Source organism: Bifidobacterium olomucense, assembly GCF_012932375.1.
GTDB lineage: Bacteria > Actinomycetota > Actinomycetes > Actinomycetales > Bifidobacteriaceae > Bifidobacterium > Bifidobacterium olomucense.
The window spans coordinates 141,926-165,306 of the sequence record NZ_JAAIIG010000004.1 but is presented as its reverse complement, the minus strand read 5'-3'; the positions used below and the strand labels follow the sequence as shown (position 1 = coordinate 165,306).

Sequence of the window (23,381 nt, the reverse complement as noted above, 5' to 3'; positions counted from 1 at the left end):
CTGCATCCTATGCGCTGGCGGCATAATCACCGTTCGGGGGCTGTCTGTAGGCTGAGAACATGTCTTTTAACGATCCTTTCTCAATCCTGTTCGGCAATGGCGGAAGTTCCCGCCGAGACGATGCGAACGATGATGATCCGATCATTCTCAATGTTGAGGCCGATGGGGACGGTCCCACGAACTCGCAGCGTGATACGAGCGGCAACGGCTCTGGCCGTCCTCCGCGTGGACCGTCCGGTCCACGGTTGACGCGCCGTCCGGAGCCTCATCGCGGATCCGCTGGCTCCGGACGCGGATCCAAGGTGCTGATCGGTGTGGTGCTGGCGCTGGTGATCATCGTCGGCCTGTTCTTCGGCTTGTCCCGGTTCATCACCGATCTGATGTGGTACGGACAGCTCGGATTCCAGTCGGTGGTGTGGACTCAGCTCGGTGTCAAGGTGGGCTTGTGGGTGGCGTATGCGCTGCTGATGGCATTGACCGGCTTCGTCTCCGCCTGGCTGGCGATCCGAGCACGCCCTGATTCCGCCGACGGCTCCACGATTCGTATTAACGGCGATGTGATCGAAGTCGGCAAATCAGTGAGTTCGAAGACCGCGCGTCGTGTGGCCGTGGCGGTATCCGCCATCGTGGGCGTGATCTTCGGGTCCCAGTTCAACTCCAATTGGAGCGAGATTTTGCTGATGTTCCATGCACAGCATTTCGGCACCAACGACCCTCAATTCGGCCTTGACAATGGCTTCTATGTCTTCGTGCTGCCGGGACTGAAACTCGTGCTGGCGGCCGCGGCCATGCTGCTGGGCGTAGGCATCGTATTCTCGCTGACCACCCATGTGCTTATGGGAGGCATACGCATCACCATGCCGGTGCATGGCCGTGGCCTGTTCGCCATCACCAAGCGGGCGCGCCGTCAGCTGGGCATCTGGCTGATCCTGAACATGCTGGCCTGGGCCGCCCGTCAGGTGATTGGCGTATTCGACCAGCTCACCGTGCAAGGCTCACGCATCACCGGTGCCTCCTATACCGCCGTACACGCCAATATTCCGGTTACGTTCATCATGGCCGCCCTCACTGCCATCCTCGGCGTCGTGCTGGGTGTGTGGCTGATGCGCTCGCATGCGTTGGAAGGCCAGGCCTCGATCGGCGTTCGTGCCGCCGCGGCGCTCAAAGCCTGGCGCGTACCGGTCATTGCCATTGCCACGGTGGTGGTGATTTCCATGGTGCTCACCGTTGCCTGGCCGATGCTGCTGCAGCGGTTCCGTGTGAATCCGAATGCGCAGGAGATGGAATCCACCTACATCCAGCGCAACATCGACGCCACCCGTGCCGCTTATGGTCTTGACAAGCTCAAAACCGAGCAGTATGAGGTGACCAACAAGGGCGAGCAGGGTGCCTTGGCCAAGGAAGCGGACACCACCGCGCAGATTCGTCTGCTTGATCCGCAGGTCGTCAGCCCCACATTCAAGCAGTTGCAGCAATCCAAGCAGTACTACACCTTCGCAGACACGCTTGCCGTAGATAAATACGAAATCGACGGCGTCTCTCAAGATACGGTAATCGCCGCCCGTGAGCTGGATCTTGACGGCAATGACAACCGCAACTGGGTCAATGACCATACCGTCTACACGCATGGTTACGGCGTCGTGGCAGCTTACGGCAACAAGGTGACTGCAGACGGTCAGCCGGAGTTCTTCGAATCCGGCATTCCTACACAAGGTAAGCTCACCGATTCCGAGGAGTATGAACCACGGATCTATTTCTCCCCCAACACTACCGAATATTCGATTGTCGGCGCTCCTGAAGGCACGCAGGCCTGGGAATTCGATTACCCGACCGGTTCGGAAGGCGCGCTCACCACATTCAAGGGTGATGGCGGACCGTCCGTAGGCAATCTGTTCTCTCGAATCCTCTATGCCATTCGTTTTGGTTCAGATCAGATTCTCTTCTCCGACCGCGTGACCAGCGAATCGCAGATTCTCTACGATCGTTCTCCCAAGGAGCGTGTTGCCAAGGTAGCTCCATATCTGACGCTCGACGGTCGTGTATACCCGGCGGTGGTCGACGGTCGTGTCAAGTGGATCGTGGACGGCTATACCACCTCCGACGCCTATCCGTATTCGCAGATGACCAACCTCGGCACCTCGACGCAGGATTCCACCACAGTCTCCTCGGATACGGTCTCCTCGCTGGGATCACAGCAGGCGAACTACATCCGCAACTCGGTGAAGGCCACCGTTGACGCCTACGACGGTTCCGTGGACCTGTACGTGTGGGACACCTCCGACCCGGTGATCAAAGCATGGGAACAGATCTTCCCCGGCCAATACCATCAGCTCAGCGAGATCTCCGGCGATTTGATGAGCCATCTGCGTTATCCGGAGGGCCTGTTCAAGGTACAGCGTGAGCTGCTGTCCAAGTACCATGTCACTTCGGCCAACCAGTACTACTCCGGCGAAGACTTCTGGCAAACACCGGTGGACCCCACCGAATCGCAGGCGCAGCAGGATCAGGACATTCTGCAGCCGCCCTACTATCTGACGTTGCAGACCGGCGGCACCGAAGAGCCTATATTCTCGTTGACATCCACATATATTCCGGCAGGACAGTCGACCCGTGAGATTCTCACCGGATTCCTCTCCGTCGATTCTGATGCAGGCAATGAGCAAGGCAAGATAGGCCCGAATTACGGCACCATCCGTTTGCAGGAGTTGCCTAAGGATTCCAACGTGCCGGGTCCTGGACAGGCGCAGAACAACTTCAACGCCAATGCGGATGTCTCCAAGGAACTCAACCTGCTGCAGTCCGGTGACACGCAGGTGGTGCGTGGCAATCTGCTCACCCTGCCGCTCGGTGGCGGACTGGTTTATGTGCAGCCGGTGTATGTGAAATCGTCGGGTGCCACATCCTTCCCGCTGCTTAAGAAGACGCTGGTTGCTTTCGGCGATCAGGTGGGCTTTGCCGACACGCTTGACGAGGCGTTGGATCAAGTATTCGGTGGCGATTCCGGTGCCTCTGCAGGTGACGCGCAGAACGCGGGCGGATCGGAATCGACTGGCTCCACTGGTTCATCTGGTTCGGCCGGCTCGTCCGACGGCAATCAGGCTGATCAGTCTGGTCAATCCGGGCAGTCCGATCAATCCGACAAGCAGAACCAATCCGGGCAGTCCGGTGGAGGTTCCGGTACCGGCAGCGCCGAACTCCAACAGGCGTTGAACGATGCTGCGCAGGCCATGAAAGACAGCCAGTCCGCTATGAAGAACGGCGACTGGACGGCATATGGCAAGGCGCAGCAGCAGCTTGAGGAAGCCCTCAACAAGGCTCTTGAGCTTGATAAATAAGTTATAAATCAGTAATGCAACGCCCCTGTGGCCCGTCCCCCATATAAGGGACGGGCCACAGGCATACGGCAAAGGATTTGCAATGGCGTACACATTTCGTCCGGCTGAACCACGGGATGTACGGTCGATCACCGATATTTACAATGCCTCTGTACTGGCTGGCGGCTCCACCGCCGACCTGACACCGCGCACCGTTGAACAGCGCCGTGAGTGGTTGGAATCGCATAAGCCCCCATATGGCGTTTTCGTGGTAGAGGCCACAGATGAATCAACTGAACCGGATGGGTTGCCTGAGCTGTTCGGAACGTTCGATGCGCCCTCACCGGTCGTCGGCTTCGGTGCATTGTCGGTGTTCTACAACCGTGCCGGCTATGACGGTGTCACCGATCTGGCCTACTACATAGCCCCCGAATGGCAAAGGAAGGGCGTGGGCACGTTCCTCCTGTCCAATCTGCTGGACGAGGCCCGCAGCCGCCATATGCGCAAGGCATGCGGCATCATTTTCGCCGATAATGCCGGATCCATCGCCCTGATGAGGCGGTTCGGATTCACCCGGTTCGGTCTTATGCCGGCAGCCGCCGCCGATTCGACCGGCACTATGCGAGACATGTCCTACTGGTATCTCGACCTGTAGCGCGCACATTGCGCCGGCATATGACAGACGTGCAGTCATGGCGTGCCGGATTCGGACCGCCAACATCCTTGGCGGAGGCGTTGAGTACAATCTGTACGGTTTGACCGAGTAAAGGAGCGGATATGGCATCGGATTTCTGGCTGATCGTGGGTCTGGGCAACCCGGGCAAGAAGTATGAGGACACCCGGCATAACATGGGCTTCATGACCGCCGACCTGCTGGCCGAACGTTGGTCGGTGCACTTCGCCGATCATAAAGGGCTGGCCATGCTCGGCAAGGGTGCCATGAATCTCGACGGACGGACCATCAAGTTCTTCCTGGCCAAGCCGCTGACCTACATGAACGATTCCGGCAATGCCGTGGCCTCCATCAGCGCCTACTATCAGATCGATCCCGATCACATCGTGGTCATTCATGACGACATGGACTTGGAATTCGGTCGTATCAAAGTCAAGTCCGGTGGTTCTGCAGGCGGCCACAACGGTATCAAATCCATTGATCGGTCCCTTGGCACGCCGAAATATGCACGCGTGCGCATGGGCGTGGGCCATGCCAAGCGTGGCCCCAACGCGCACGACAACACGGTGAACTGGGTGCTCGGCGGATTCGGCCCCGACCAGCGTAAACAGCTGCCTGATTTCCTGGCTGATGGCGCTGATGCCGCTGAAGATATCATCTTCAAGGGGCTTGCCAAAACCCAGGAGAAGTTCAATGGCCGCTGACGCCCGTTCCCCTCAACAGTCATCCCTGCCATCTGTCGCACTCAACGGTGAACCTATCGACGGCTCGTTGACCGGCATATTGCATGACCTGATGCAGGATGCCGCTTTCCGTAGGGTGGTATCCGGCGATGTGCAACCCTCCGAAGAAGCGGCTGCCGACCCATCCATCACCGTCGGCATTCCTGAAGGTTTACGGCCTGCGCTCGCTGCCGCCGTCGCGCAGGGCGTGGGTGGTTCCGCGGACGGCTCGGACAACGAGGAAGATCACCACACCGAGCATAAACCGGTAGTGTTGGTTGTGGCTTCCGGACGTGAGGCCGAAGAAACCGTAGGAGCATTGCGTTCCTGGTATGACGGCGACCCGAACGACATCGCTCAGCTCGAAGCTTGGGAAACGTTGCCGCATGAGCGTCTGAGCCCCCGCGCGGATACTGTGGCCAGCCGCATGGCAGTGTTCCGCCGCCTGAGGCATCCCAGTGCAACCGATCCGATGTTCGGTCCAATTCGCATACTGGTGATGCCGGTACGTTCCCTCATCCAACCTGTGGTCAAGGGCTTGGGCGACGTGGAACCGTTGGTGTTCACGACCGGAGAGGAATTGGCACTGGATGAGGCGGCCAAACGTCTGATCGAGAACGCATACACGCGCGTGGACCTCGTGATGGACCGTGGTGAATTTGCAGTGCGTGGCGGCATCCTCGACGTATTCCCGCCCACTGCACCGCATCCGGTGCGTATCGAGTTCTTCGGAGACGAAATCGACACCATCAAGGAATTCCACGCCTCCGACCAACGCACCTACGGTAACGGACTTACCACCATATGGGCTACGGCCTGCCGAGAACTGCAGCTTACGGACGCCGTACGCAAACGCGCCAAGGCCTTGATAGGCTCGATCCCCAATGCTGAGGATATGCTCGAATCCATCGCCAACGCCATACCGGTGGAAGGCATGGAATCTTTGATGCCTGCGCTTGTGGACCATTTGGAGCCGGTGAGCGCCTTGCTGCCCGAACACGCTGCCATCATGCTCAGTGATCCGGAGAAACTGCGCCGGTCAGCCGAGGACTTGGCCAAAACCGCCAACGAGTTCCTTGCCGCCAGTTGGCATGTGGCTGCATCTGGGCACGGTGCCGGGGCTCCCATCAGCTTCGATGAGGCCAGTTTTCTGGATTTCGAGGAGACCATCAGCTCCCTTGAATATTCCGCACATGAGGTGATTCGTCTCACCAGTTTCGGCGTTGACACCACTTTGGCTGGCCACGTACAGCTTGACGCGCAGAACCCGGCCGAATTCCGAGGCGATGAGGCCAAAGCCACGCGAGGTATCGAAGGACTCATTGACGCCGGCTTCGCCGTAACCATCACCGCAGCCGCGGCAGGCACGCTTGCCAGACTCAAGCGCGCCATCAACACTACCGGCATCACAACGTTCGAGACCATTCGTTCCCGCGCCATCGACGGATTCGTGGACCGTGCCGCCAAGGTCGCACTCCTGACCGAGCGTGACCTGACCGGGCGCACTTCGGCGGTAGCCGTGGCCAAGACACCGAAGCGCCGCCGTAAAGCCATCGATCTCATGGAGCTCAAGGCCGGCGATTACGTGGTCCATGAGCAGCATGGCATCGGACGGTTCGTAGAGATGCGCCAACGCACCATCGGCACCGGTGCGAACCGCACCACTCGCGAATATCTCGTCATCGAATATGCTCCGTCCAAACGTGGCGCCCCTGCGGACAAGCTGTTCATTCCCACCGATCAGCTCGACCAGGTCAGCAAGTACATCGGTGCGGAAGCCCCGAAGCTCAACAAGCTCGGTGGCTCCGACTGGGCGGCCACCAAAGCGAAGGCCCGCAAGCATGTTCACGAAATCGCGGACGACCTGATCAAACTGTATTCCGCACGTCAGCGTGCCCGTGGATTCGCCTTCAGCCCGGATACCCCGTGGCAGAAGGAATTGGAGGACGCTTTCCCGTATCAGGAAACCGCCGACCAGCTCACCACCATCGACGAGGTCAAGGCGGATATGGAGAAACCCGTACCGATGGATCGTCTCATCTGCGGCGATGTGGGCTTCGGTAAAACCGAAATCGCGTTGCGCGCCGCATTCAAGGCAGTGCAGGACGGCAAGCAGGTGGCAGTGCTCGTGCCCACTACGCTACTCGTGCAGCAGCACTTCGAGACATTCTCCGAACGATTCGAAGGCTTCCCGGTGAACGTGGCAGCCATGAGCCGTTTCCAGACCACCAAGGAGGTCAACGAGACCATTGCCGGCCTTGAAGAAGGCACGGTGGACGTGGTCATCGGCACGCACAAGCTTCTGAATCCCAAGATCAAGTTCAAGGATCTGGGTCTTGTGATCATCGACGAGGAACAGCGCTTCGGTGTGGAACACAAGGAGACCCTGAAGGCTCTGCGCACCAACGTGGACGTGCTCTCCCTCTCCGCCACCCCTATCCCGCGCACGCTGGAAATGGCCGTGACCGGCATTCGCGAAATGTCCACGTTGGCCACGCCTCCTGAAGACCGTCTGCCGGTGCTCACTTACGTAGGCGCCTACGAGGACGCGCAGGTCACCGCGGCCGTACGCCGCGAGCTGCTGCGCGGCGGTCAGGTGTTCTACGTGCACAACCGGGTGCAGGACATCTCGCACGTGGCAGACAGGATCCACGCACTCGTGCCCGAAGCCAAGGTGGGCATCGCCCACGGCAAGATGGGGGAGAAGCAGCTCGATCAGATCATCCGTGACTTCTGGCACCGCGACATCGACGTACTCGTATGCACCACGATCATCGAAACCGGCCTTGATATTTCCAATGCCAACACACTGATCGTGGATCATGCCGATCGCTTCGGTCTTTCCCAGCTCCATCAGCTGCGCGGTCGTGTGGGACGTGGCCGTGAACGCGCGTATGCCTACTTCCTGTATGACCCGGCTAAGTCGATGACTCAACAGTCGCACGACCGTTTGAGTACCATCGCGCAAAACACCGCGCTCGGTTCGGGATTCGACGTGGCCATGAAGGATTTGGAATTGCGAGGCACCGGCAACTTGCTCGGCGATGAACAATCCGGCCATATTGAGGGTGTGGGATTCGACTTGTATGTGCGCATGGTTTCCGAAGCCGTGGAGAAATACAAGGAACCCGAAGAGAACATTGAGCCGATCGCCGTGTCCGTGGACCTGCCCATCGAGGCATCCATTCCGGTGGAATATATCGATTCGGACAAGTTGCGTCTGGAAGCGTATCGCAAGCTCGCCTCCGCCCGTAACGAGGCTGATCTGAAGGATCTGCAGGAGGAGCTCACTGACCGCTACGGCAAGCCGCCGGTGGAATTCGAGACTCTGTTCGACGTGGCGCGTCTGAAGTTCAAGGCCCGCAAACTCGGCGTCTCGGAGATTTTGGCTCAATCCAACCGCGTACGTATCGGCCGCATCGATATGCCCGAATCCGTTCAGATGCGCATGGCCCGCATCTACAAGGGCGCCCAGTATCGTCCGGTCACCCATCAGCTTCTGGTGTCCGCACCCTTCAACGGATCCCTCGGTCAAGGACCGATGAGCTCCGACCAGATAGTGCTATGGACCAATCAGCTGCTCGACGATCTCGCATGGAAGCCGTCGGCCGGCAAACGCTGATGTCGTCTCACATCCCGTGAATCATGGGCCGTGAATCATGGGCCGTGAGACGACAGCCGTGCCCACACCGTGGGACGGGACCGTGCTGCGGGTACGATGGCAGGCATGAATGATGATGCTTTTGCAATGAAGGATGGAATGCGTAGCGCTAGGGGCGATGCGGTTGCCGCAGAAAACCCTTATCCATCCAAGGTCGCCGAATTGGCCGGATTCAGTATTCCTCGCCTTGGCATGGGGACAATGGCGCTCGCCATCGAGGGGCGACCTGCTGATCGAGAGCAAGCCGTCATGACCATCCACGCCGCCCTCGATGCCGGTGTGCGTTACCTTGACACCGCTTGGTCCTACTATCTTCCCAGCAAGCCTGGTACTGGAGAGCCTGAAGATATGGGCTACGGCGAATACCTGGTCCGTGACGCGCTCGCCAGTTGGAACGGTCCTCGGGACGAGGTGCTTGTAGCCACCAAAACCGGCTGGTTGCGCACGCTCGACAGTGAAGGCAACTATGGCTGGCAAGCAGATGCCCGTCCGGAGACCATGATCGCCAACGCCAAGGAATCGGCGCTTCGTCTCGGCGTGGATGCGATCGACCTGCTGTACTCGCACTGCAACGATCCGCAAGTGCCCTACGAAGATCAGATGGGCGCGCTCAAACAGCTTGTGGATGAAGGTGTGGTCAAAACCGTCGGCATCTCCAGAATCGGTAATGAAGACATCGCAACCGCTCACCGCATTCTGGGAAGCCGTCTTGTGGCGGTTCAGAATCAGTTCTCACCGGTTCATCGAGATCCTGAGCACACGATGGAAACCTGCCGCAAACTAGGACTGGCGTTTGTCTGCTGGTCGCCGCTCGGTGGGTTCCTCGATCCTTTCAACGAGAGGCTGTTCGACCGTTTCCGTGAAATCGCCGCGGCCCATGACTGTTCGTATCAGCGGATCACGCTTGCCTGGGAGCTGGCGCAATACCCGTATCTGTTCACGATTCCCTCCGCGCGCAATCCACAGGAGATCGCAGATTCGTTCCAAGCGGTGGACCTGCGCCTGTCGCAGGAGGAAATCGAGTATCTCAACGGGAATGCGGCCCGATGATCAACGGGAGGCACCGGCGGTGGAACGGCATCGCCGGTGCCATCGGTATTTGTGTCGCGGTGTGCATGGCATGTCAAGACACAGCGATGGCGACAATGTGCGAGCGCAACACATGACCGCAATATGTGAGCGCTAACACCAAATTTTGGGCGTGTTGTGCGTAACGTCCACAAATCGCACTACTCTTAAGACTGTCATTAGATACACAACCGTTTTAAGGAGTAGTTGTGGCAGTAATTGAAAGCGTGTACGCGCGTCAGATTCTCGATTCCCGCGGCAACCCGACCGTCGAGGTCATCCTCGACACCGAGGACGGCGCTGAGGGTCGTGGCCTGGTCCCGTCCGGCGCCTCCACCGGTGAGGCCGAGGCTTGGGAGCGTCGCGATGGCGACAAGTCCGTCTACGGCGGCAAGGGCGTTCTCGACGCTGTCAAGGCCGTGAACGAGGTTATCGCTCCGAAGGTCATCGGCATGGACGCCGCTGATCAGCGCGCTCTGGATGACCTGATGATCGAGCTCGACGGCACCCCGAACAAGGGCAAGCTGGGCGCCAACGCTATTCTGGGTGTCTCTCTGGCCGCCCTGTACGCTTCCGCCGAGTCCGCCGGCCTGCCGCTGTACCGTTACATCGGTGGCACCAACGGTCACATCCTGCCGGTGCCGAACATGAACATCATGAACGGTGGCGCTCACGCTGACTTTGCCACCGACATTCAGGAGTACATGATCTCCCCGTACGGCTTCGACACCTACTCCGAGGCTCTGCGCGCCGGCGTCGAGGTCTACCACACCCTGAAGAACGTCCTGAAGAAGGAAGGCCTGAACACCGGCCTTGGCGACGAGGGCGGCTTCGCTCCGAAGATGAAGTCCAACAAGGACTCCCTGAACTACATCATGGACGCCATTTCCGCTGCCGGCTACGAGCCCGGCAAGCAGATCGGCATCTCCCTCGATGTCGCTTCCTCCGAGTTCTACAACAAGGAGACCGGCAAGTACCACTTCGAGGGTGACGACCGCGACTCCCAGTACATGCTCGACTTCTACGAGCAGCTGATCGAGGAGTACCCGATCGTCTCCATCGAAGATCCGTTCCAGGAAGAAGGCTGGGAAGACTGGACCGCCATCACCAAGCTGCTGGGCGATCGTCTGCAGTTCGTCGGCGATGATCTGCTGGTCACCAACCCGGCTCGTCTGGCCAAGGCCATCGAGATGGGTGCCGCCAACTCCCTGCTGGTCAAGCTCAACCAGATCGGTACCGTGACCGAGACCCTCGACGCCATCGAGCTGGCCACCACCGCCGGCTACACCTCCATGGTCTCCCACCGTTCCGGCGAGACCCCGGACACCACCATCTCCGATCTGGCTGTTGCCAAGAACACCCGCCAGATCAAGACCGGTGCTCCGGCCCGTGGCGAGCGCGTTGCCAAGTACAACCGTCTGCTGGAGATCGAGGAGGAGCTCGGCTCCACCGCTCAGTACGCCGGCTACAGCGCCTTCAAGGCTTGCAAGAAGTACCTGGCCAAGTGATTTCAAGGAACTGAAACGCCAGTAAAGGTGTGATGTTCCTGTGATTGCACTACCCGTCGTATTCGTTCAGTCGAATGCGGCGGGTATTTTCGTATGTCATGAGCAAGCAATCCCGAAACGGCATGTCTGGTAAGTCCGGAGCGCTCGGCAAGACCGGCAAATCCGCGGCTTCGGGCAGAAATGGCAAGGTGCAGGCTCGCGCAACGCTGAGCGCAGGGCCCATAGCATTCTTCGTGGCATTGTTTATCGTGGCGCTTGGCACCATTCAGTTGGTCGCCACGTTCCATACGTATGCGTTGAATCTTGCCGAGCTCAACGGTTTGAAGCGTGAGGAAGCTTCGCTGATCGCCAAGAAACAGGATTTGGAGAACGACATCAAGCGTTGGAACGACAAAGCCTATATCACTGCGCAAGCGCGTGAGCGTCTCGGCTTTGTGTTCCCCGGAGAACAGGCGGTGCGGGTGCTGCATCCTGAGGCGGTCACCGGCGGACAGAACACGGATGGTGATTCCTCGTCATCCAGCGAAACCGACAAAAAAGTGCTGCCTTGGTATAAGGAACTCGCCTACGCGTTCCAGCAGGCGGACCAACCGGTGAACGATACCTCCGGCAAAGAATCATCAGGTACAACATCCTCGGATGACCATAAAAGCTCATCATCGAACGACTCCGGCGACCAGAGCAGCCAAGATGGGCAAGATGACACCGATCACAATACCGAACAGCAAAACACTGACCAGAACACAGGGGAGGACACCCAACAGTGACCATTGACATCACCGCTCAAGCCAAAGCCCTCGTAGACCGTGTACTTGCCGAACCGGCGACCGAACAGGACATCGATATGGTGAACCGTCAGCTTGGTCGCTATCCCCGTGGCATGGTGGCTGTAGGAGCCCGCTGCGTATGCGGCCGCCCTCTGGCCGTGATTACGCGTCCGGTGCTGCCCGGAGGCATTCCTTTCCCCACTACGTGCTACTTGACCGGACCGGAAGCGGTCAAGGCTGCCTCTCATGTGGAGGCTGCAGGCGTCATGCAGCAATACAATGACATGCTCGCCGCCGACGATGATTTGCGGGCAGCTTATGAACGCGCCCACAAATTGTATCTGGCGTTCCGTCACGAACTCGCCGGTCGCCTCGGCGATAGCGAGGAGCATATCGAAGGTACCTCCGCCGGCGGCATGCCCGTACGCGTCAAGTGCCTCCATGCGTTGTTGGCCCAAAGTCTGGTGATGGGGCCGGGCTCCAATCCGATTGGAGATATGGTGCTTGCACGCGTCAAGGACGAATTCGATCCCACCGTTTGCCGTTGCACGTTGGAAGCATGAATCTCGATCAGTGAACGGAATCATAAGCTGCAAAGTCAGGGAGAGAACCATGAGCAAGCAATTCGTAACCGTGGCGGGCATCGACTGCGGTACCAATTCGATTCGGCTGAAAATCGCGAGAGTAGACGCCAACGGCATGCACACTATCGTGCCGCGTATCCTTCGTGTGATTCGTCTGGGACAGGACGTAGACAAAACCCATCGGTTCGCCGAGGAAGCCTTGGAACGCGCGTATGAGGCGGCCCGTGAATTCGCCGGGGTACTCGCCGAGCATCCGGTGGACGGATTACGTTTCGTAGCTACATCCGCCACGCGTGATGCCGAGAACCGTGAAGAATTTGAAGACGGCATCGAATCCATTCTCGGGGTGCGTCCCGAGGTCATCCCCGGTACCGAAGAGGCGGACCTCAGTTTCTTGGGTGCCACTTCGGTGGTCAGCCGAGGAGATTTGCAGGCGCCGTATCTGGTGGTGGATCTCGGGGGAGGATCCACCGAACTGGTCATCGGCGGTGACGGAGTCAGCGCGCCTACCACGCAAGTGCAAGGTGCGTTCTCCATGAATATCGGATCCGTGCGCATGACCGAACGCCATCTGAAAACCGACCCGCCGACCGAGAACGAAATCGCGGAAGCCTATGAGGATATCGATCGGCATATCGATGAGGCGTTTGCGCATGTGGATGCCGGTAAGGCACGTACCATCATCGGCGTGTCCGGCACCGTCACCACGATGACCGCCTTGGCCATGGGGTTGACCGAATATGATCACACACTGGTGGACGGGCATCGGATGAGTCTGGATGAGGCGTATGCGGTGGACGACCGGTTCCTCAACATGACTCGCGCCGAACGCAGTGAATACAAGACCATTCATCCGGGTCGTATCGACGTGGTCGGCGGCGGTGCGGTGGTTTGGAATCGTGTACTTGCACGGGTCAGTGAGGCCGCCAAAGCCGATCATGGTATCGCCATCGATTCGTATGTGGCCAGTGAACATGGCCTATTGGACGGCATTGTGCTCGATTATGGGCGTCGCCTGCTCGCGCAGTAAGGTGCCTCCGATGGGACTCGAACCCACAAGCCGAAGCGATCGATTTTAAGTCGACTGCGTATACCATTTCGCCACGGAGGCGTTGGATAAACCAACCGTACCATTGTACGTCACCCCGAGACGGATGCGGCTTGCGGGTTGCCGAGCTTCGCTCAGCCGTCGCGGCATAGCCGTTCCCTTCGCCTACGGACAGCCCACTGGGCTGTCCGCTTCACGGCTCGCCTTCGGCCCAGCAATCATTGACCGGCTTACAGCCGGACTTGATGTCACCCTCACTCGGCTATTGCCTCGTTCGGGCTTCGCCTACGGACAGCCCACTGGGCTGTCCGCTTCACGGCTCAGCCCATCGGAGGCACCTTATATTGGATGCACGGTATAATCCTCTTCTGCCTTCTCATGCTTCATTGTGAGCGAGCGGATTGTTTCGAAACAAACGCACGTTACCCTGTTCCACGTTGTAATGAACCGTCAATGAGAAGCGAGGAATGTCATGGCTTCACGCTGGACCGAAGTCGAACGAGTCGAATCGGGCATGCTGCCCACCATGCTTGCCCAAGGTATTATGGTGGGCACTGCTCTGACCGTTGGCGCCATCGCTTGCTCAGGCTTTTATCTGTCCATGATCGGCAATGTGGCGGCGTTGCTGCCCTGGACGCTCGCGGTGGTATTCGTTGCAGTGGCGTTTTCCTATGTTGTCGGCTTCGCTCTGCTGTGGTGTGCGGAGTCTCTGACCGTGCGTGCCAAGGAATCGGTCAGACCGTGGGTATACGCCGCAGTGGGGGCCATCGCGTATGGCGTTTGGGGCATGTTGGTCATGAGCTCGTTGATGAACTCGCTGGACCAGCCGTTGAATGGCGTGGTACTTGCCAACGGTGATGTCATGGCGCTTACTGCAAATTACGTTGTCTTTGGCTTCATTGCCTTCCTGCTGGCGCAGTTGTACGGAGTCGGGCTTGCCAAGCGCAAGGCGTTGGCTTTCGGCCTACTGGCGGTGCAACTGGTCCTGGCCATTGCCGGTATTGCGGTGCTGGTAATGATGTTTTCGGCGCTTGGCCGTTAGTCCACTGATGGTGGCGGTGCGCCGGTGGATTGTTTTTGCAAAGGAACCCGTGAGATTTCGGTATCGTCCGTTTCGTCCAATCGTGCAATAGTGCTATTGTAGGGCGCGTTGCGTTTGTACAAGGAGGACTAATGGCAGAACAGATGCCCAACGTGAACGCTGAGTTCGGTACCACGCCCGTCATTGAGTTTCCTGCTCCTGAGGCCCCGAAGGGTCTGAAGGTCGTGGAGCTGACCGAAGGCGATGGCCCGATGGTTCGTCGCGGCGATACCGTTACGGTGAACTACCATGGCGTGGTGTGGGGCAAGGAGGAGCCGTTCGACTCCAGCTTTGCGCGTCATCAGCCGGCAAGCTTCGGCATCGGCGTCGGTCAGGTCATCAAGGGCTGGGATCAGACCGTTCCCGGCCATAATGTGGGCTCGCGTCTGGTGGTTTCCATCCCGCCGGAGTATGGTTATGGTTCTCGCGGCATCCCGCAGGCCGGCATTGGCGGCGGTGACACACTGGTGTTCGTCATCGACATCATTTCCACCCGCTGACGATTCGCGTCGGATAAGGGAACGCCGGTGTTTGCCGGCGTTTTTGCATATTGCACAGCATGTGCACAAGAGTTTGATACGAATAGTTTCAACTGGTTTCAACCATGGTTCAGGAGGACGATATGGCTGAAGATAAGGTCTACCTGCTGACGCAGGAAGCGTACAACAAGATGAAGGAAGAGCTTGCGTACCGCGAAGGCGAATTGCGCGAGGAGATCGCGCACAAGATCGCTGTGGCTCGCGCCGAAGGCGATTTGTCCGAGAACGGCGGCTATCAGGCTGCGCGCGAGGCTCAGAGCAAGAACGAGGGCCGCATCACCGAGCTCACTGTGAAGCTTCGCGATTCCAAGATTATCGAAAACGCTCCGGAAGGCACTGTAGGCAACGGTTCCGTGGTCACCATTGAGCTCAACGGCAATGAGATGACCTATGTGCTGGGCAGCCGTGACATTGTGGCTGGTACCGATTATGACATCATGACCCCGGATTCGCCGATCGGCAAGGCCATCGAAGGTGCGAAGGTCGGGGACGTGGTCTCCTACACCGCGCCGAACGGTCGTGAGCTGTCCGTGACGGTCAAGGCTGCGAAACCGCTTGCCTGACACGGCCTTTCTACGCTAAAAAGCCTCTCCCCGTTGGGGGAGAGGCTTTTTGGTAGACGTCGTCTTCTCTCGTTGCGATAGACGCAGGTCAGCTCCACAGCGAGACGATCACCATGTAAATCGCCACCATATGGCAAGCGTATCCGGCGACGGTGCCGCAATGGAAAATCTCATGGAAGCCGAAAACGCGTGGCCAGGGATCAGGCTTGCGCAGGGCATAGACGATGGCACCGAGAATATAGCATGCGCCACCCGAGCACAGCAGAATAACCACTGCCGGACCGGCATATGGGGAATTCCAGAACAGCATCATGAAGGCCAGCCCGTAGATGCCGAAGATGATGTACACCACGGTGTACAGCCAACGAGGTGCATTGATCCAGATGACATGGATAATCAATGCCACCGTTGTGCACGCCCACATTGAGATGATGATGAAATTGCGCCAGAACGGTTCCAGTGCAAATGAGACCGGTGTGTATGTACCCGCGATGAGCAGGAAGATGTTCACATGGTCGATGCGGCGCAATACGTCGGTTACGCGGGGGCTCCAATCGCCGAGATGATAGCAGGCCGAGTTCGTGAACAACACCAGCGATGCGGTCATGAACACCGCGCACGCCCATTTGAGTCCTGCACCCTGTGCCAGGCAAATGAGTACGATGCCGGCAGCCAACGATAGGGGAGAGGCTATGGCGTGAATCCAGCCGCGCATGAGCGGCTTGGGCCGACCGTGCACGTCCAGACGAATCTTGCGCGCCACTTCCGCAGGGGCTATACCCTCTACCTTCAAGGCATGGTTTTCCGATTTGGCCAGCACGCGACGTGCCTTCTCCTCGGCTTTGGCGCGAATGGTTTCGGCTTTGAATTGGCCCTTGGCGCGGATTGCGTCCGCCTTGGCCTGCAACGCCTGTTCGCGTGCCTCGATGGCGGCCTGACGTTTTGCTTCCACACTGGGGTCTGACGTGTGACCGATACGCTTGAATCCATGAGGAGTCGTCGGTTCGGATTGTGTTCCGGACGAAGTTGTGGAGGCGTATGCCTCGCTGCTTGCTGATGCCATATGGCCCTCGTTTCACCAGAGCGAACGTTTCCTTACGTTCCCGTAACCTACGTTAGCGTAACTTTTGCCTTTGTCAATATTGCTCACTGAAAACAGTACTCTCCGGACAGGCGGCATTGCCGTCGCGTGCAAAATCGGGATCGTATGGCCACAAGAGAACGTGCGGCGATACGATGAGGGTATTGATTACCGGTTCGCGGGGACGAGGGAGAGCAACATGGTGTACTGCACGGAATGTGGATTTGCCAACAATGAGCATGACGCCTTCTGCTCGCAGTGCGGATCTCCTTTGGAGCGCCCTTCCGGCAGCGTCTCCGCCGCGCCTCCGATGCCGGGTTTTGAAGGTGATGGGCCAACCTTGATGAATCCGGATGCCGCGAACGGACAACCAACGGCAAATATGCCGGGGTCCACCGCTCAGGGTGGCATTCCTATGCCGGCAGCCGCTGTCCCGAGCACATCCTCGACGACGTCCAATACCTCGACGAATGCGCCGGCAAACCCCGCCGCAGCGCCATCTGTCGGGGCTGGAATCGCCAGCAATGCCAACAAGGGCAGCAATGCGCTGATCGCAGTCCTGCTCGTCTCGATCTGCGCGGTGGCGTTGGCGATCGGACTGTTCATCACTCATGCCATGGGCGTGTGGGGCTCATCCGACCAGACACAGACCGCACAGGCGTCCTCGGCCGAGACAGTGGAGAACGGAGAGCAGGGCGATGACTCTGCCGACTCGAAAGGAAGCTCTTCCAAGAACAAGAAGAAAGCCAACAGCGGCAAAGACGCATCCGAGGATTCCGAGGGGGCAGACGAATCCAAGAGCGACACCAGGAAAGAGACCGGTAAGGAATCCGAACCTGCAGTGCCGGTAATCACATCCAGTCAACTGTCTGGCATCGCCGATTCGTATTCATCGTCAGATGTTGCCGTGGCGGCGCTGGTCATTGATGATGATACCGATGCCGCGGATGCCACCGTAGCCGCAACCACACAGGCTGGGACCCAGTTCGTGGCCGCCGGCCTGTACCTGCCGGTATATCTTGCCGCTCAATCCAATGGCGATGACAACGCCAAATCCCAAGCAAGTGTAATGATGAGCGACATGGATAACAACGCCGGCAATGCCGCGGCGGCAGCGTTGGGCGGATGGTCCAGCGTCAATTCCTGGGCATCCTCGAATGGTTACGGCAACACGACGTTCAACCGCGACTACGGTGATGTGGCCGCCAGCAACGCCGGATATGAGAACTATTCTTCCGCCAAGGACGCTACGCGCATGCTGGCCGCTGTCGATGCCAAAGGTGCATCGGACCTGATGAATGTGGACATCGCGTCCGAGGGAGTCGTGATCCCCTCAGGCATGACGGTACATGCCCATCGAGGACAGGGCATACAGAATACATGGAATTATTTCGCTGTGGTGGAAGCCCATGGCCATAAGGCAGCGGTGTCGGTGGTCACGCAGAATCAGGGGCAAGCGGTAGCCGCGGAACTAATGAGCAAAGTGTTGGCCAGTGTGGACAGCACGCTGGATCAATGAGTGAAACGGTAGAGAATCATGGTTCGACGTATCCAGTCCCATGCGCAATCGTGCAGGACCAGCCGCAAACATGCCAGGCCGGTCGGTGCAGCCATGAAGAGACGAAATCATGCGATTGTGATTATTGTCATGGCGTTGCTTGCGGCTTTAGCGCTCGGTTCCGGTTGCCTGTACATGCTATACGCGCATGATTCGGCAAACCACAACCAACCTCCTGCATCATCAGCCGCCGGCACGCGCGAATCAGCCGAACAACATGCGCAGTCGGATCAGGACACAGCTGAGACGTCACGCTCCGACACCTTGGACCGCGATGCCGTCCCCTCGCCAAACGCAACATTGCAGAAAGCTTCAAATCGTATCCACGCCGTGCAGTCGGCGGTCGATTCGGCCGCCCGGAGCAACGGTGGCACGTGGTCTGTCTATGTCGAAGATCTGGCCACGGGTGCAATCGTCAACGTCAATGACCAGCCGATGGTCGCCGCCTCAGAGATCAAACTGTACGTCATGCTCGCCGTTCAGGACGGTATTGAGCAGGGTACCTTGAACACCGGCGGACAAGACATCGATATGCTGATGAACCAGATGATTACCGTCAGCTCGAATGCGGCCACCAACCAACTGGTGCTTATGCTTGGCGATGGTGATATGGCCACAGGCATGCAGCGAGTCACGCAGACTGCTGCCCGATACGGATTCCGGGATTCTCGTCAGCTGCGCGCACTCGCTGATGCCGGAACGGATGGCACCGGTACCGAGAATTGGACATCCGCTGCTGATTGCGGTCGATTCCTCAAAGAGCTTTACCAAGGAAAACTGGTATCCGAACAGGCAAGCCGGTCCATGCTTGACCTGCTGCTCGGACAGACGCGTCGTGCCAAAATCCCGGCCGGCGTGCCCAACGGCATCCAGGTGGCCAACAAAACCGGTGAATTGTCTGGCGTCGAGAATGATGCCGCCATTATCTGGGGTAAGGATGTGAGTGGCGGCGATCATGATTATGTGATGGTTGTCATGACCTCGGGTGTGGTTTCCTCAACGGCGCAACAACAGATTGCGGCGTTGTCCGCGCAGGTGTATGAGTCGATGACATCTTGACGGCAACATGTGATTGAGACCGTTCACCTGCGTATGATAGAAAGCATGGCTGATTTTTCACATATCCTCGCAACACGTCCTGATTTCGACGATGAGGACCGCGAATGGCTTCATCATCTGGTCGCCGACTGGCAGGTCATCGCCGACCTGAGCTTTGCCGACCTGTTGCTGCTGGTACAAAACGGTGACGGCAAATATGTGGTGGCGGAGCAATGCCGTCCCTCCACAGTGATGACATTGCGCGCCGAAGACGTGGTGGGGGACATCATGCCCGAGGATATGGCCGGTGAACTGGACGCCGCCATGCAGTCGAGCGTCGTGTTCCGTTCCACCGTCTTGCGAAGCGTGGGCAAGGCTACGGTCTGCAATGTGTATGCTCCGGTCCGTCACAATGGCAAGACGCTTGGTCTGGTGGTGAGGGAGACCAATATGGCCACCCGCGAATCCAATGGCCGGTACGAATCCGAAAGCATCAATGCCGGCAAGCAGCTGTATGAGATGATCCCACGCGGACAATTCCCCTATCAGGATGCGGTGATGAGCCAGCGCCATATCGCACGAGTGGCGGATGGTTTCATTATCCTCACCATGGATGGTGTAGTGCGTTATGCGTCTCCCAACGCCATCAGCTGTTTCCGCCGTCTTGGTCTGCTGACCACCATGCCGGGCCACTACCTCAGCGAGCTCGGCACCCAGCTGCTGCAGGAAAACGATCCGGTTCCTGAAACCTTGCCGCTGGTACTCGCTGGCAAGGCGGCGGTGGACTCTGAATTGAACGCCAACCGGTCGGCCGTCTCCATGCGCTCGTTGCCGTTATATGACAACAATGGTCGTGTCGGGGCAATTCTGCTGTGCCGCGATGTCACCGAGCTGCGACGCCGTGAACAGGAACTGCAGACCAAGAACGCTACGATTTCCGAAATTCACCATCGTGTGAAGAACAATCTGCAGGCCGTATCTGCCTTGTTGCGTCTTCAGGCGCGTAAGACCAAATCCGAGGAAGTCAAGAAGGAACTGCAAGAGGCGCAGCGCCGCGTGCAGACCATCGCTATGGTCCACGAAGGCTTAAGCCAGACCGCTGACGAGATCATCGATTTTGACAAGGTGATTTCCAACCTGCTTCGTATGGCCGTGGATTTGGCCACTATGAAGGACCAGCATATCTCCATCGGATTCATCGGCAAGTTCGGCATGATGCCGGCGCAGGACGCCACGCCGTTGTCTCTGGTGCTGACAGAACTGATCACCAATTCCGTGGAGCATGGTTTCGAGGGGCGCAAGGAGGGGCAGATCACCATTTCCGTTGGACGCTCCGGTCCGAATCTCAATGTAGTGGTGGAAGACGATGGTTCCGGTCTGGGTTCCGAAGAGCAGGGCGGCCTGGCTCGATCCTCCGGTTCCGGCCTGGGCACGCAGATCATCAATACGTTCGTGACCAACGATTTCGGGGGGTCGGTGCATTGGGAGCCGCGGCGGGAAGGTGGTACCCGCGTGGTGCTTGACATGAAGCTTCGGGCTGCTCAGGAGGAGTGATCGAGCACGATATTTGAACATCTGTGATTGCTTGCTTATTGCCCCTTGCTCCATCGAGAACGGCGAAACGCGAGCAATCACTTTATGTGGCTTACCTATGCTGTCCACATTGTCCGTAACGGAAATCGGGGACCCTCCATTACTGAGGATCCCCGATTCCCGTCATGCTGTCAGTGCCGGATGACGCGGCTGACAGCAATGAATCAGATCTGCATCTGCATGGCCTGCGAGCGGCGGGCACGCATGGCGCGGCGCTTCAGGGCGCGGCGCTCGTCCTCGCTCAAACCGCCCCAGACACCGTAATCCTGATTGGTGTCCAGCGCGCACTTGAGGCATGCGTCGATCACCTTGCAGGTGCGGCATACGGCCTTGGCCTCTTCAATCTGCTGGTAAGCGGCACCCGTGTTGCCCACAGGGAAGAAAAGTTCCGGATCCTTGTCACGACATGCGGCCTTGGCTCGCCAATCAAAAGCGCTGCTCATTGCTTGCCTCCCTTAAAAGCCCCGTGGCTGGTATTATTCCTAAAGTCCAGTAACAAGGAAACCACGAACCGAGCGGTTTTTCAAGAGGTTGCCTTGAGAAAGTTACAGATTCTGTGCGGCGCACTGCACCAGACAGGCTGTGCCGCCATCGATGAATACGCCCCGTCCTGCGATGTTCATATCAGTCGCACCGAATTGATGCAGCAGATCCGCCGGGATTCCGGCCATCAGATCCGTGGTGCGGTCCGCGAACGGGAAGATTATCCGAGTGGTGCAGTGTTCGGGAACACGAACGAGCCTCGGTGCGCTGACGGCGAACACTACGCTGGTTTCGCTGTCCGCCAATGCACGCCTGAATGCCAACGCTTCCGTCGCGGTGTTGAACGGATCAAGCAGGTCGTCGGCATCATCGACGATCCATACCGTGTGCGGCGGTTTCGGCACATCTCGCATACGCACGTTCGGCGATGCATCGTGTGTGGTTTCGGCGCGAAACCGTTGCACAACCCGCCCATTGCGCTGTGCGATATACAGATATACGGCGAGCCCTGATGCGTTGGCGGCATGTTTGGCGAGCACGTTCAACAGTGTGGTCTTGCCCCGGCCCATAGCTCCGATAACGGCGACATTGCCGCGGCGCAGCGATATTGCAGCATCGCCGAGCGTGATGCCGTTATCGGCAAGCCCGAACCAGATATGATCCGACACCATGCCAGCCATGGTTTCCTTTGTCTGATCGGATACCTTACGAGGCAGGGGCGCGGTAAAAAGCAGCGGTTGCACGGGGCCGTCCATGAAGCGTGCCGCCCATCCAATGTGCCGTTGCACTCGTGCGATATCGCGTATCGAAGCGCATCGCAATGCCGTAATCGCTTCGGCGTCGTTGCAGAACGCGGCTCCCGGCGCTGACGGACTGATCTGTGCGGCTCTGCCATCGCCCAGCAGTTCAACGGATTGCATGCGGTCGCGCACCCGTAAGCAGATGCTGATCGACATGTTCGCTTTCATATCGGCATTAACTTGGCCTATCGGGTTCTGGGTGCATGCAATCACATGCATTCCCAAAGAACGACCAAGTGATGCGATACGGGTCAGACGGTCTATGTAATTCGCAAGCCGATCCTTAAGCGCATGAAATTCATCGATAACCACAATCAATCGTGCAGGAGGTGATGGCATATCGTCGATTGACGATGCCTTGGCCGCAGCGACCAGTTGCTCGCGACGGGTCAGCTCGGTTTCCAGCGCACGCAGCGCACGGGCAGCATGTGCCAGATCCAGATCGCTGACGCTGCCTACAGTGTGCGGCAGCTGCTCCAATGATTGAAACGCCGAACCACCTTTGAAGTCCAGAAAGACGAAGTTCACCGATTCCGGGCGGTTCTTCGCCGCCAGCATAAGGCACCAGTTCTGCAACAACACCGATTTGCCTGATCCGGTGGTCCCCGCAACCAGCGCATGGGGCCCTTGCTTCGCCAGATCAAGGATGAACGGACCGTGAGCTGTCATGCCAATGGGCACAGCGAGGTCGACCGGATGACTCTGGCGCGTCCAATAACCGATGATGGTGCGCCATGGCAGATGGTCAAAATCCAGCAATGCTTCGACGGTGCATGTCGGTGCGGCCTCCATAGACTGAGGCTTATGAGGCGATTCGCCGGTGATTGCTTCTGCGGAATGAACGTGCTCGTGCGCTGGGGAAAGCGTAGGCTGCGATGGGTGTTTTTCCGCGGAGGCTGACGAGAGCATGGAAGCAAGATAGCCGATCGCGCCGGGAATGATCATTGCAGCGAACAGCCACTGCCCATGGATTGCCATGACGACAATCATCAACACTTGAGCTGCCAGCGGACATACCGTGGCGAATACCATGAGGCGCTCTGCGCATGTTCGCCTACCGGCGCGTTGCGCCGCCGGGTTATGGGAACGGCGTGTACGAGAACGGAATCTCGTTCGATGATTGCGGTTCATACATTCAGCGTGAATGTGCCGGCGTTCCGACGCAAGCCGGAATGGGGAATGTGGTTCCAGCTTGACGAGTTATCCACATACCACATATATTTGGCGACGGCCGTACCCTCCCATGTCCGCAGTATACCGACAAAGGCACATGGGTACCTGTTCGAATCGCCTAACGGGC

General features: G+C 58.4%; 18 protein-coding genes and 1 tRNA gene. 15 read left to right on the top strand and 4 right to left on the bottom strand.

All coding sequences use genetic code 11. The features are described from left to right. Window positions 1-59 precede the first annotated feature (59 nt). The 9 genes from G1C97_RS06160 (at window position 60) to G1C97_RS06120 (ending at window position 13,327) form a co-directional block, all read left to right on the top strand. Window positions 60-3,335 carry a UPF0182 family membrane protein gene (locus G1C97_RS06160; RefSeq protein ID WP_169241007.1) on the top strand — a complete coding sequence of 1,092 codons (3,276 nt, stop codon included), beginning with the start codon at window positions 60-62 and terminating at the stop codon, window positions 3,333-3,335. Window positions 3,336-3,417: 82 nt separating this feature from the next. Next, complete coding sequence (locus G1C97_RS06155) at window positions 3,418-3,969, top strand: GNAT family N-acetyltransferase (RefSeq protein ID WP_169241006.1); 552 nt, start codon at window positions 3,418-3,420, stop codon at window positions 3,967-3,969. A gap of 122 nt (window positions 3,970-4,091) precedes the next feature. Next, window positions 4,092-4,691 (top strand): aminoacyl-tRNA hydrolase, encoded by a 600-nt coding sequence (pth, locus tag G1C97_RS06150; RefSeq protein ID WP_169241005.1) that lies wholly within the window; start codon window positions 4,092-4,094, stop codon window positions 4,689-4,691. 91 nt (window positions 4,692-4,782) lie between these two features. Then, window positions 4,783-8,331: a transcription-repair coupling factor gene (gene mfd / locus G1C97_RS06145; RefSeq protein WP_417852213.1), complete on the top strand. Its 3,549-nt coding sequence runs from the start codon at window positions 4,783-4,785 to the stop codon at window positions 8,329-8,331. Between the two features lie 138 nt (window positions 8,332-8,469). Then, a complete protein-coding gene (locus G1C97_RS06140; protein ID WP_169241004.1) occupies window positions 8,470-9,420 on the top strand; it encodes an aldo/keto reductase in 951 nt (316 codons plus the stop codon). 227 nt (window positions 9,421-9,647) lie between these two features. Next, window positions 9,648-10,946 (top strand): phosphopyruvate hydratase, encoded by a 1,299-nt coding sequence (eno, locus tag G1C97_RS06135; RefSeq protein WP_100496018.1) that lies wholly within the window; start codon window positions 9,648-9,650, stop codon window positions 10,944-10,946. A gap of 98 nt (window positions 10,947-11,044) precedes the next feature. After that, window positions 11,045-11,713, top strand: a complete 669-nt coding sequence (locus tag G1C97_RS06130; protein WP_205832543.1) for an FtsB family cell division protein — start codon at window positions 11,045-11,047, stop codon at window positions 11,711-11,713. Next, a complete protein-coding gene (locus tag G1C97_RS06125) occupies window positions 11,710-12,276 on the top strand; it encodes a DUF501 domain-containing protein (RefSeq protein WP_169241003.1) in 567 nt (188 codons plus the stop codon). Before G1C97_RS06130 ends, G1C97_RS06125 begins: the two co-directional genes overlap by 4 nt. Window positions 12,277-12,325: 49 nt before the next feature. Next, window positions 12,326-13,327 (top strand): Ppx/GppA phosphatase family protein, encoded by a 1,002-nt coding sequence (locus tag G1C97_RS06120; RefSeq protein ID WP_169241002.1) that lies wholly within the window; start codon window positions 12,326-12,328, stop codon window positions 13,325-13,327. A 2-nt stretch (window positions 13,328-13,329) separates the two neighbouring features. Here G1C97_RS06120 and G1C97_RS06115 read toward each other — a convergent pair. Continuing rightward, window positions 13,330-13,408 (bottom strand) — tRNA-Leu (locus G1C97_RS06115). A gap of 409 nt (window positions 13,409-13,817) precedes the next feature. Between G1C97_RS06115 and G1C97_RS06110 the strand changes: the two genes are divergently transcribed. The 3 genes from G1C97_RS06110 (at window position 13,818) to G1C97_RS06100 (ending at window position 15,528) form a co-directional block, all read left to right on the top strand. Further along, window positions 13,818-14,387 (top strand): cadmium transporter, encoded by a 570-nt coding sequence (locus G1C97_RS06110; RefSeq protein WP_169241001.1) that lies wholly within the window; start codon window positions 13,818-13,820, stop codon window positions 14,385-14,387. 131 nt (window positions 14,388-14,518) lie between these two features. Continuing rightward, complete coding sequence (locus G1C97_RS06105) at window positions 14,519-14,926, top strand: FKBP-type peptidyl-prolyl cis-trans isomerase (protein ID WP_100496014.1); 408 nt, start codon at window positions 14,519-14,521, stop codon at window positions 14,924-14,926. Between the two features lie 122 nt (window positions 14,927-15,048). Then, a complete protein-coding gene (locus G1C97_RS06100) occupies window positions 15,049-15,528 on the top strand; it encodes a GreA/GreB family elongation factor (RefSeq protein WP_100496013.1) in 480 nt (159 codons plus the stop codon). A gap of 88 nt (window positions 15,529-15,616) precedes the next feature. Here the strand turns inward: G1C97_RS06100 and trhA are convergent, their stop codons facing one another. Further along, entirely contained in the window at window positions 15,617-16,591 is a 975-nt protein-coding gene (gene trhA / locus G1C97_RS06095) for a PAQR family membrane homeostasis protein TrhA (protein ID WP_205832542.1), read from the bottom strand. A gap of 217 nt (window positions 16,592-16,808) precedes the next feature. Between trhA and G1C97_RS12260 the strand changes: the two genes are divergently transcribed. The 3 genes from G1C97_RS12260 (at window position 16,809) to G1C97_RS06080 (ending at window position 20,759) form a co-directional block, all read left to right on the top strand. Further along, window positions 16,809-18,128 (top strand): serine hydrolase, encoded by a 1,320-nt coding sequence (locus G1C97_RS12260; RefSeq protein ID WP_240951030.1) that lies wholly within the window; start codon window positions 16,809-16,811, stop codon window positions 18,126-18,128. A gap of 93 nt (window positions 18,129-18,221) precedes the next feature. Then, window positions 18,222-19,226: a serine hydrolase gene (locus G1C97_RS06085; protein ID WP_240951029.1), complete on the top strand. Its 1,005-nt coding sequence runs from the start codon at window positions 18,222-18,224 to the stop codon at window positions 19,224-19,226. 45 nt (window positions 19,227-19,271) lie between these two features. After that, window positions 19,272-20,759 carry a sensor histidine kinase gene (locus G1C97_RS06080; protein ID WP_100496011.1) on the top strand — a complete coding sequence of 496 codons (1,488 nt, stop codon included), beginning with the start codon at window positions 19,272-19,274 and terminating at the stop codon, window positions 20,757-20,759. A 203-nt stretch (window positions 20,760-20,962) separates the two neighbouring features. Here G1C97_RS06080 and G1C97_RS06075 read toward each other — a convergent pair whose 3' ends face one another. Together G1C97_RS06075 and G1C97_RS06070 are read right to left on the bottom strand one after the other, a co-directional pair. Continuing rightward, window positions 20,963-21,241 carry a WhiB family transcriptional regulator gene (locus tag G1C97_RS06075; RefSeq protein ID WP_003835265.1) on the bottom strand — a complete coding sequence of 93 codons (279 nt, stop codon included), beginning with the start codon at window positions 21,239-21,241 and terminating at the stop codon, window positions 20,963-20,965. 102 nt (window positions 21,242-21,343) lie between these two features. Further along, the gene (locus tag G1C97_RS06070; RefSeq protein WP_417852210.1) at window positions 21,344-23,212 is read right to left on the bottom strand and encodes an ATP-binding protein; all 1,869 of its coding nucleotides are present in this window, start codon (window positions 23,210-23,212) and stop codon (window positions 21,344-21,346) included. Window positions 23,213-23,381 lie beyond the last annotated feature (169 nt).

Excerpts from the sequence above, each read along its gene's own strand:
- G1C97_RS06105 (WP_100496014.1), top strand. The coding sequence starts at position 14,519 with ATGGCAGAACAGATGCCCAACGTGAACGCTGAGTTCGGTACCACGCCC.
- G1C97_RS06140 (WP_169241004.1), top strand. The coding sequence starts at position 8,470 with ATGCGTAGCGCTAGGGGCGATGCGGTTGCCGCAGAAAACCCTTATCCA.
- G1C97_RS06110 (WP_169241001.1), top strand. The coding sequence starts at position 13,818 with ATGGCTTCACGCTGGACCGAAGTCGAACGAGTCGAATCGGGCATGCTG.
- G1C97_RS12260 (WP_240951030.1), top strand. The coding sequence starts at position 16,809 with ATGGTGTACTGCACGGAATGTGGATTTGCCAACAATGAGCATGACGCC.
- G1C97_RS06160 (WP_169241007.1), top strand. The coding sequence starts at position 60 with ATGTCTTTTAACGATCCTTTCTCAATCCTGTTCGGCAATGGCGGAAGT.
- trhA (WP_205832542.1), bottom strand. The coding sequence starts at position 16,591 with ATGGCATCAGCAAGCAGCGAGGCATACGCCTCCACAACTTCGTCCGGA.
- G1C97_RS06130 (WP_205832543.1), top strand. The coding sequence starts at position 11,045 with ATGAGCAAGCAATCCCGAAACGGCATGTCTGGTAAGTCCGGAGCGCTC.
- G1C97_RS06085 (WP_240951029.1), top strand. The coding sequence starts at position 18,222 with ATGAAGAGACGAAATCATGCGATTGTGATTATTGTCATGGCGTTGCTT.
- G1C97_RS06120 (WP_169241002.1), top strand. The coding sequence starts at position 12,326 with ATGAGCAAGCAATTCGTAACCGTGGCGGGCATCGACTGCGGTACCAAT.
- G1C97_RS06075 (WP_003835265.1), bottom strand. The coding sequence starts at position 21,241 with ATGAGCAGCGCTTTTGATTGGCGAGCCAAGGCCGCATGTCGTGACAAG.
- mfd (WP_417852213.1), top strand. The coding sequence starts at position 4,783 with ATGCAGGATGCCGCTTTCCGTAGGGTGGTATCCGGCGATGTGCAACCC.
- G1C97_RS06070 (WP_417852210.1), bottom strand. The coding sequence starts at position 23,212 with ATGAACCGCAATCATCGAACGAGATTCCGTTCTCGTACACGCCGTTCC.
- G1C97_RS06080 (WP_100496011.1), top strand. The coding sequence starts at position 19,272 with ATGGCTGATTTTTCACATATCCTCGCAACACGTCCTGATTTCGACGAT.
- G1C97_RS06155 (WP_169241006.1), top strand. The coding sequence starts at position 3,418 with ATGGCGTACACATTTCGTCCGGCTGAACCACGGGATGTACGGTCGATC.
- pth (WP_169241005.1), top strand. The coding sequence starts at position 4,092 with ATGGCATCGGATTTCTGGCTGATCGTGGGTCTGGGCAACCCGGGCAAG.
- G1C97_RS06100 (WP_100496013.1), top strand. The coding sequence starts at position 15,049 with ATGGCTGAAGATAAGGTCTACCTGCTGACGCAGGAAGCGTACAACAAG.